This window comes from Streptomyces sp., from assembly GCF_031178505.1.
In the GTDB taxonomy this organism is placed as follows: Bacteria; Actinomycetota; Actinomycetes; order Streptomycetales; family Streptomycetaceae; genus Streptomyces; species Streptomyces gulbargensis.
This window is the reverse complement of the sequence record NZ_JAPSIW010000206.1, coordinates 1-9,427: the sequence shown is the minus strand read 5'-3', so window position 1 is coordinate 9,427 and position 9,427 is coordinate 1. Positions and strand designations below refer to the sequence as shown.

At 75.5% G+C, this 9,427-nt stretch carries 7 protein-coding genes; 4 read left to right on the top strand and 3 right to left on the bottom strand.

Annotated features, from left to right (window positions below; translation table 11 throughout):
- A partial coding sequence (gene radA, locus RIF68_RS16070; protein WP_309051938.1) for a DNA repair protein RadA occupies nucleotides 1-1,120 on the bottom strand: 1,120 nt, incomplete at its 3' end.
- Between the two features lie 207 nt (nucleotides 1,121-1,327).
- Between radA and RIF68_RS16065 the strand changes: the two genes are divergently transcribed.
- On the top strand, nucleotides 1,328-3,133 hold the full coding sequence (locus tag RIF68_RS16065; protein WP_309051937.1) for a hypothetical protein: 1,806 nt from the start codon (nucleotides 1,328-1,330) through the stop codon (nucleotides 3,131-3,133).
- 24 nt (nucleotides 3,134-3,157) lie between these two features.
- Here RIF68_RS16065 and RIF68_RS16060 read toward each other — a convergent pair whose 3' ends face one another.
- Nucleotides 3,158-3,991 carry a hypothetical protein gene (locus RIF68_RS16060; protein WP_375165708.1) on the bottom strand — a complete coding sequence of 278 codons (834 nt, stop codon included), beginning with the start codon at nucleotides 3,989-3,991 and terminating at the stop codon, nucleotides 3,158-3,160.
- Between the two features lie 41 nt (nucleotides 3,992-4,032).
- Between RIF68_RS16060 and RIF68_RS16055 the strand changes: the two genes are divergently transcribed.
- From RIF68_RS16055 to ilvD, 3 genes are all read left to right on the top strand, one after another.
- The gene (locus tag RIF68_RS16055; protein ID WP_309051936.1) at nucleotides 4,033-4,962 is read left to right on the top strand and encodes a Ppx/GppA phosphatase family protein; all 930 of its coding nucleotides are present in this window, start codon (nucleotides 4,033-4,035) and stop codon (nucleotides 4,960-4,962) included.
- A gap of 112 nt (nucleotides 4,963-5,074) precedes the next feature.
- The gene (locus RIF68_RS16050) at nucleotides 5,075-5,986 is read left to right on the top strand and encodes a sugar phosphate isomerase/epimerase (protein WP_309051935.1); all 912 of its coding nucleotides are present in this window, start codon (nucleotides 5,075-5,077) and stop codon (nucleotides 5,984-5,986) included.
- Nucleotides 5,987-6,125: 139 nt separating this feature from the next.
- A complete protein-coding gene (ilvD, locus tag RIF68_RS16045) occupies nucleotides 6,126-7,979 on the top strand; it encodes a dihydroxy-acid dehydratase (protein WP_309051934.1) in 1,854 nt (617 codons plus the stop codon).
- Between the two features lie 131 nt (nucleotides 7,980-8,110).
- Here ilvD and RIF68_RS16040 read toward each other — a convergent pair.
- Nucleotides 8,111-9,427 (bottom strand): PQQ-binding-like beta-propeller repeat protein (locus RIF68_RS16040; protein WP_309051933.1); only part of this gene is annotated, 1,317 nt, incomplete at its 5' end.

Here is a 9,427-nt window from a genome sequence, read left to right as displayed (position 1 = left end):
CCAGGTCGGCGGCGGGCTCGGAGAGCCGCACCCCGCCCACCGTGGCGCTGTAGATGTCCCGCTTGCCGAGCGCGCTGATCCGGCCGCGCTGCTCCAGGACCGCCAGCATCATCGAGACGCGGGAGGTTTCCAGGCCGGAGGTGGTGCGGCGCGGGGAGGGGATCTGCGACTCGACGGTCAGCGCCTGCACCTCGGCGACCAGCGGTCGGCGGCCCTCCAGGGTCACCGTCAGGCAGGTGCCGGGCACGGCCACGTCGCGCCGGGTCAGGAAGAGGCCCGAGGGGTCGGTGAGCCCGGTGATCCCCTCGTCGTGCAGTTCGAAGCAGCCGACCTCGTCGGTCGCCCCGTACCGGTTCTTCACGCCACGGACCAGGCGCAGGCGGGCGTGCCGGTCGCCCTCGAAGCTCAGCACGACGTCGACCAGGTGCTCCAGGAGCCGGGGGCCCGCGATGGCGCCGTCCTTGGTGACGTGGCCGACGAGCAGCGTGGACATGCCCCGCTCCTTCGACGCCCGGATCAGGGCTCCGGCGACCTCGCGGACCTGGGCCATGCCGCCGGGGGCGCCGTCGATCTCGGGGGACGCGACCGTCTGCACCGAGTCCAGGACCAGCAGGGAGGGCTGCACGGCGTCCAGGTGCCCGAGCACGGCGGAGAGATCGGTCTCGGCCGCCAGGTACAGGTGGTCGTCGATCGCGCCGATCCGGTCGGCGCGCAGCCGGACCTGGCTCGCGGACTCCTCGCCCGTCACGTACAGGGTGCGGTGGGCCTCGCTCGCGGCCTTGGCGGCCACGTCGAGCAGGAGCGTGGACTTGCCGACGCCCGGCTCCCCGGCGAGCAGCACGACGGCACCGGGCACCAGCCCGCCGCCGAGGACCCGGTCGAGCTCGTCGACGCCGGTGGACCGGGCGGTGGCCTGCCGGCCGTCGACCTGGCCGATGGGCAGCGCGGCGGTGGAGACCCGGCCGGCCGCGGTCGTCCGGACGGCGGGCGCGCCGTACTCCTCGACCGTGCCCCATGCCTGGCATTCGGGGCAGCGGCCGAGCCACTTGGCCGTCTGCCAGCCGCACTCGGTGCAGCGGTAGGACGGCCTGTCCTTGGCGGTTTTCGTACGGGCAGCCATGGTCCACACCGTAGCCGCCGCCACCGACAACGGGCCGCGGCCGTCCACAGGCGCCGCCGCGGGAGCCCCCCGGGAGCCCCCGAGGGGGGCGCACTCGGAAGCGGAACACTACGCTCCTGTCCCCCTTCGAGCGGTACCTTCACCCGTAGGGGTGAGAACCGTTCCATTGGTACGAAGAGCGCCCCCGCTCCCGCCTACGGTCGCCCAGTGACGAGCAGCAGGCTGGATCCCCCCTCACGCACTCCCGGCGCACACCGGGCGCACCGCGCCGCCGCGGACCAGGGACCGCGGACGCTCGGCCAGCGGCCCCCGGCCCGTTACGAGGCGGCCCTCGACGGCCTCTTCACGTACTGCCTCTCGGTGCTCTGCGACCACGACACGGCCACGGCCGTCCTCGGTGACGTCCTCGCCGTCGCCGAGCGCCACCACGCCCGCTGCCCCTCCGACGAGGAGGGCCGCACGGCCTGGCTGTACGCGCTCGCCCGCTGGGCCTGCCTGCGCAGCCTCGGCGAGCAGCGCCGCCGGCGCCAGGGCGCGCACACCGGGCGTCCCGCCGTCGCCGCGCCCGAGCCGCCGCCCGTCCCGCCGGAGACCGCCGAGCGCCGCCGCGCCGAACTGGCCCGGCTGGCCTGGCCGGAGGCCGCCGGCACCACCCCCGAGCAGCGCGAGGCGCTGGAACTCGCCGTCCGCCACGGCCTCAGCCGCCGCCAGGTCGCCGCCGTGCTCTCCCTGGACCCGTCGGCCGCCCGGGAGCTCCTCGCGGCCGCCGCCTGCGAGGTGGAGCGCACCAGGGCCGCCCTCGCCGTCGTGGAGACCGGCGGCTGCCCCACCGTCGCCCGGCTCACCGGCGACCACCGGGTCCTGCTCTCGGCCGCCCTGCGCACCGAACTCGTCCGGCACGTCGACGACTGCCCCCGCTGCCGGAAGACCGCCGAGCGGGTCGGTGCCCGCGGGCCCTGGCCCGGCGCCACCAGCCCCGCCCCCGCGCGGCTGCCGCTGGTCGAGGCGCCCCGGGCCGCCGCGTACATGGCGATGCTGCACGTGCCCCGCGCGCGGGCGGGCGCCCCCCGGTTCTCCCCGACCGGCTTCCCCCTCGACCCCAAGGACCACGCGGCCCGGCGCGACCGGCTGCGGGCCAGGGCCGTCACCACCACCGTCGTCGCGGCCGTCGTCGCCGCCCCGGTCCTCGCCCTGTGGAGTTCGTACCGGGGCGCCCCGGCCGCGGACGAGCGGGGCCGCGAGGACGCCCGGATCAGCGCGCGCGAGGACGGGGGGCCGGCGGGCGTGGACGGCCGCTCGTACGACCGGTACGAGAACGCGGGCAACTCCCACACCTCCCCCGAACACGGCTTCACCCGCGGCAGTACCGCCCCTGGCGTCTCGGTGGAGGTCGTCAGCCCCGGCGGCCCCCCGGGGCCCGTCGCCCCCGCCCGCCCCGGCGACCCGGTCCCCGGCTGGATCACCGTCTCCGCGCGCGGCCACGGCGACCTGACCCTGCTCACCCTCACCGCGGCCGGCGGCACGCCCGTCGACTGGTCGCTGTGGACGGACGCCCCCTGGCTCTACGTGAACCGCGCCACCGGCACCCTGCGGCCCGGCGAGAGCGTCACGATCGCCGTCCGCGTCGACCACGCCCGCGAACCCGCGGGCGCGTGGAGCGCCCGGATCGGAGTCGATCCCTCCGGAGCGGTCGTACGCATCCACGGGCGGGGTCGGGCCGAGGCGCCGCGCGCCGTGCCCCCGCCGCCCGTCGCGGGAACCGCCCGCCCCCCGGCGGCGGAGGAACCGCCGCCCGCCACCACCGACCCGACGACACCGCCCACCGAGCCGCCGGCCACCGAGAGCCCCAGCGACCCGCCGCCGGCGACGAGCGAACCGCCCACCACCCCGCCCCCGGCCACCACGGATCCGACCACCCCGCCCCCGACGACGGAGGAACCGCCCCCCGCCACCACCGATCCGGCCACGACGGCCCCGGCCACCGAGGAGACGCCCCCGCCGTCCTCCCCCTGAGACACCGGGGGACGAAGGCGAGGGTTACGGCGCGGGGCGCGGGTCCGCCGGGTGCGGGGCGACCAGCGGCAGCTGCGAGGCGAGCCGGGCCTCGCACAGCCCGGCCAGCACCTTGTACGCCTCCGGGCCCATCATCTCGGTGAGTTCCGGCCGGTACGTGACGTACACGGGCTCCCCGGCCCCGTGCGCCGACGTGGCCGAGGTGCACCACCAGTGCAGGTCGTGACCGCCGGGCCCCCAGCCCCTGCGGTCGTACTCCCCGATGGAGACCTGGAGGACCCGGGTGTCGTCCGGCCGGTCGATCCAGTCGTACGTCCGGCGCACCGGCAGCTGCCAGCACACGTCCGGCTTGGTCTCCAGGGGCTCGCGGCCCTCCTTCAGCGCCAGGATGTGCAGCGAGCAGCCCGCGCCGCCCGCGAATCCGGGACGGTTCTGGAAGATGCAGGAGCCCTGCCAGCGGCGGGTCTGCCGGTCACCGTCCTCGTCGAGCTGCACCCAGCCCGTCTCCGTACCGATGTCGTGGAACTCCCACAGCTCCGGCGTGAGCCGGGCCACGTGCGAGGCCACCCGCTTCTCGTCGTCCTCGTCGGAGAAGTGCGCGCCCAGCGTGCAGCAGCCGTCGGCGGCGCGCCCCGCCTGGATGCCCTGGCAGCCACTGCCGAAGACGCACGTCCAGCGCGAGGTCAGCCAGGTCAGGTCGCAGCGGAAGACCTGCTCCTCGTCGGCGGGATCGGGGAACTCGACCCATGCCCGGGGGAAGTCCAGGCCCTTCTCGTCCGGTTCCACGTTCGCGTCCCTGCCGTTGCCCTTGCCGTTGCCCTTGGCTTTGCCCGGCTTCGCCTTGTTCGTCTTTGGCACACCGCCAAGCGTATGCGGGCGGGCGCAGTAGCGTTTCCGCCATGAGACTCGGAGTCCTCGACGTCGGTTCGAACACGGTGCACTTCCTGGTGGTGGACGCCCACCCCGGGGCCCGCCCGCTGCCCGCCCACTCCCAGAAGGCGGAGCTGCGGCTCGCGGAGCTGCTCGACGCGCGGGGCGCCATCACGCCCGGCGGCGTCGAGCGGCTGACCGCCACCGTCCGGGAGGCGCTCCAGGCCGCCGAGGACAAGGGCTGCGAGGAGATCCTGCCGTTCGCCACCTCCGCGGTGCGCGAGGCCACCAACGCCGACGCCGTCCTGGCCCGGGTCAAGGACGAGACCGGCGTCGACCTCCAGGTCCTCACCGGCGAGGAGGAGGCCCGTCTGACCTTCCTGGCCGCCCGGCGCTGGGTCGGCTGGTCCGCCGGGAAACTGCTCCTCCTCGACATCGGCGGCGGCTCCCTGGAGGTCGCGTACGGCATCGACGAGGACCCCGACGCCGCCGTCTCCCTCCCGCTGGGCGCCGGCCGCCTCACCGCCGGATGGCTGCCGGGCGACCCGGCCGGGTCGGAGGACGTGAAGGCGCTGCGCCGCCACGTGCGCGCCCAGATCGCCCGCCGGGTGGGAGTGGTCAGCCGCTTCGGCCCGCCGGACCACGTCGTGGCCACCTCCAAGACCTTCAAGCAGCTCGCCAGGATCGCGGGCGCCCCGGGCTCCGGCGAGGGCCTCTACGTGCAGCGGGTCCTCAGCCGCGCGTCCCTGGAGGAGTGGGTCCCGCGCCTCGCCGCGATGACCGTCCCCGAGCGCGCCGCCCTCCCCGGCGTCTCGGAGGGCCGCGCCGCCCAGCTCCTCGCGGGCGCCCTGGTCGCCGAGGGCGCGATGGACCTCCTCGGCGTCGAGCGGCTGGAGATCTGCCCCTGGGCCCTGCGCGAGGGCGTCATCCTGCGCCGCCTGGACCACCTGCCGGTGTGAGCCGGACCCGGGCGCGGGGCCCGGCCCCCGCCCGTGTGACCGGAACCACCCCTCCGCCCACGTGACCGGAACCACCCCCCGGCGCCCCCTACCGACCCGTACGCTGTTCTGCGTGGCAGAACCAGTGGTGCGCGTCCCGGATGCGAAGGTCGCCCTGTCGACGGCCTCGGTCTATCCGGAGTCGACGGCGACGGCCTTCGAGATCGCGGCGCGCCTCGGCTACGACGGCGTCGAGGTCATGGTGTGGACCGACCCCGTCAGCCAGGACATCGAGGCGCTGCGCCGTCTCTCCGACTACCACCAGGTCCCGATCCTCGCCGTCCACGCCCCCTGCCTGCTCATCACGCAGCGCGTCTGGTCCACCGACCCGTGGGTCAAGCTCCGGCGCGCGCAGGCCGCGGCCGAGAAGCTCGGCGCCTCGACGGTCGTCGTGCACCCCCCGTTCCGCTGGCAGCGCCAGTACGCCCGGGACTTCGTGCGCGGCATCTGGCGGATGGCGGACGAGACCGACGTGCGGTTCGCCGTCGAGAACATGTACCCGTGGCGGTACAAGGACCGCGAGGTGCTCGCGTACGCCCCCGAGTGGGACGTCACCAAGGACGACTACCGGCACTTCACCGTCGACCTCTCGCACACGGCGACCGCCCGCACGGACGCCCTCGCGATGATCGACCGCATGGGCGACCGGCTGGGCCACGTCCACCTCGCCGACGGGCGCGGCTCGGCCAAGGACGAGCACCTGGTGCCGGGCCGCGGCACCCAGCCCTGCGCCGAACTCCTGGAGCGCCTCGCGCACACCGGCTTCGACGGGCACGTCGTCATCGAGGTCAACACCCGGCGGGCGATGTCCGCCGCCGAACGCGAGGCCGATCTCGCGGAGGCCCTCGCCTTCACCCGCCTCCACCTCGCCTCCCCGGCCGCCGGACACCCCACGGGCCTCACGCGCCCCTCGGCCTCCGCACGGCCGTCCGGCAGCGCCCGCCCGTCCACCACCGCGCCGCCCTCCGGGGCGCCCCGCCCCTGACGGGCCGGCGCCTCGACGGACCGGCCGGAGGCCGACCGAGGGGTGAACGCCCCGTCCGCCATACGGACAGCATGTCCAGATCTTGGAGCGGCGGCGTACGCTCGACAGCAAGCACACCCGTCACGAGGAGCGAGCGACGATGCCCCAGCTGAGGTCCCGCACTGTCACCCACGGCCGCAACATGGCGGGCGCCCGCGCCCTTATGCGCGCCTCCGGTGTACCGGGCGCGGACATCGGCCGTAAGCCGATCGTCGCGGTCGCCAACTCCTTCACGGAGTTCGTCCCCGGCCACACCCACCTCCAGCCGGTCGGCCGGATCGTCTCCGAGGCCATCACGGCCGCCGGTGCCATCCCGCGCGAGTTCAACACGATCGCCGTGGACGACGGCATCGCCATGGGCCACGGCGGCATGCTGTACTCCCTGCCCTCCCGCGACCTGATCGCGGACAGCGTGGAGTACATGGTGGAGGCGCACTGCGCCGACGCCCTGATCTGCATCTCCAACTGCGACAAGATCACCCCGGGCATGCTGATGGCCGCCCTGCGGCTCAACATCCCGACGGTCTTCGTCTCCGGCGGCCCGATGGAGTCCGGCCGCGCCACGCTGGTCGACGGCACGGTCCGCACGCTCGACCTGGTCGACGCGATGGCCGACGCGGTGAACCCGAAGATCTCCGACGAGGACATGCTCCGCATCGAGGAGAACGCCTGTCCGACCTGCGGGTCCTGTTCCGGCATGTTCACCGCCAACTCGATGAACTGCCTCACCGAGGCGATCGGCCTCTCCCTCCCCGGCAACGGTTCGCTGCTGGCCACCCACACCGCCCGCAAGGCGCTGTACGAGAACGCCGCCCGCACCGTCGTCGACATCACCCGCCGCTACTACGAGCAGGACGACGACTCGGTCCTGCCCCGCTCGATCGCCACCCGCGCGGCCTTCGAGAACGCCATGGCCCTCGACATCGCCATGGGCGGCTCGACCAACACGATCCTGCACCTGCTCGCCGCCGCCCAGGAGGCCGAGCTGGACTACGGCCTGCCGGACATGGACGAGGTCTCGCGCCGCGTCCCCTGCCTGGCCAAGGTCGCCCCCAACGTCGCCAAGGACCGCACGTACTACATGGAGGACGTGCACCGGGCCGGCGGCATCCCCGCCATCCTCGGCGAGCTGTACCGCGGCGGTCTGCTCAACGAGGACGTGCACTCCGTCCACTCGCCCTCCATCAAGCAGTGGCTGGAGACCTGGGACGTGCGCGGCGGCTCGCCGTCCGAGGAGGCCGTCGAGCTGTGGCACGCGGCCCCCGGCTGCGTCCGCTCCGCGACCGCCTTCTCCCAGTCCGAGCGCTGGGAGGCGCTGGACACGGACGCGGCGAACGGCTGCATCCGCGACGTGACCCACGCCTACTCCAAGGACGGCGGCCTCGCCGTCCTGCACGGCAACCTCGCCGCCGACGGCTGCGTCGTGAAGACGGCCGGCGTCGACGAGTCGATCTGGACCTTCGAGGGCCCGGCGGTCGTCTGCGAGTCGCAGGACGAGGCCGTCGAGAAGATCCTCAACAAGCAGGTCAAGGACGGCGACGTGGTCGTCATCCGGTACGAGGGCCCCAAGGGCGGCCCCGGCATGCAGGAGATGCTCTACCCGACCTCCTTCCTCAAGGGCCGCGGCCTCGGCAAGACCTGCGCGCTCGTGACGGACGGCCGCTTCTCCGGCGGCACCTCGGGCCTGTCCATCGGCCACGCCTCCCCGGAGGCGGCCTCGGGCGGCACCATCGCCCTGGTGGAGGACGGCGACCGCATCCGCATCGACATCCCCCGCCGCTCGATCGAACTGCTCGTGGACGACGAGACCCTGGCGGCCCGCCGCGCGGCGCTCGGTGGCGTGTACGCGCCGAAGAACCGGCAGCGCAAGGTCTCGGCGGCGCTGCGGGCGTACGCGGCGATGGCGACGAGCGCGGACAAGGGCGCGGTCCGGGACGTGTCCAAGCTGGGCTGACCGGCGCTTGGGAGACCTTCGTACGAGGACGGGGCGCGGCCGACGGGCCGCGCCCCGTCCTCGTACCCGGCCCTCCCTCCGCCTCGCCGCACCCCGGCCCCGCCCGTTCGGCGGCCCGGCCGGCGAACGGCTCACCAGCGCCCCGGCTCCGCTCCGTCCACCGCGAAGACCGAGCCGTCCGGTGCGGTGGCCACGACCCGTCCGCCGAGGACGACGGGCGGCGCCACGCCTGCCCGGTGGCCGAGCCGCCCGCCGCGCAGGCGGGGCTCGGTCTGGCCGGCCAGTGCGCCGCGGGCCGTGTCGACCGCGAGCAGCCGGCCGTCCGCCGCCGAGAGGTACAGCCGGTCGCCCTCGCCGAGGACGGGCGCGGACACCGGACCGGCGGCCGTGGACAGCTGCCACAGTTCACGTCCGCCCGGGACGGCCGTGTCGACGGCGACGAGCATGCCGGTGCGTTCCAGCAGGTAGACGGTGGAGCCCCGGACGGCGACGCGCGGCTCGCCCATCCGGAACGGCAGCCGCACCCGGTGCGCCGCCCCGCTCGCGGGGTCGTACCGGACGACCTCCTCCGTCTGCGAGTCGAGCCGCTGCGCCGTCAGGATCACCGCACCGGCCGGCCCCGTGGCCACCGGCAGGAGCAGCCCGTCCAGGGTGCGCCGGTGGACCACCTCCCCGGTCCGCGCCCGGACCGCGCTGAGCAGGGTGCGCGTGCCGTCCGCCGACTGCTCGTGGACGTGGACGAGCCCGGTCGCCGGGTCGTACGGGCCGGGACGCGGGTCCGTGTGCCCGCGCAGGTGCCGCTGCCACAGCCGCGCGCCGGTGGCCCCGTCGAGGGCGGTCACCGCGCCGGAGGGCGAGCCGAGGAGCAGCACGTCGCCGGCGGGGGCGGCATCCCCGGTGAACCCGGCCAGGTCCACGCCCCACCCCGGGGCCCCGGTGGCCGCGTCGAAGGTCGCGTACCGCTCGCCGGTGAGGGTGCCGACCCGCCCGCCGGCCGGAACCGGAGCCTGGACGACCGCCTCGGCGGGCAGCGGGCGGGACCACAGGACCTTCCCGGTGCCGGGGTCGATCCGCGCCGCCCCGATGCCACGCGCGGAACAGTGCAGGGTGCCGCCGGGCCCGGCCGCGCACGCCGGAGCCGTGTCACCGCCCGGGAGCAGCCGGGTCCGCCAGCTGTCGAGCGGCCCGGTGGCCGCCGCCCGCCGCGAGGTCTCCAGGGCGTCGGGCTGCTGCGCCCACCGCACGGCGAGGGTGCCGCCCGCGGCCAGGACGGCGAGCGCGACCAGGGCCGTGAGGGCGCGCGGCCGCCGGCGCCGGGACACGGGCCGGCCGGCCGCGGGCGCCACGCGCAGGGCGCGCGTGTCCGTGTCCCGTACGGCCTCCCCGTCCCGTACGGCCTCGGCGGCGGGCGCCTCCGGAGACCTCCGCTGCGCCGGTATGAAGGCCGT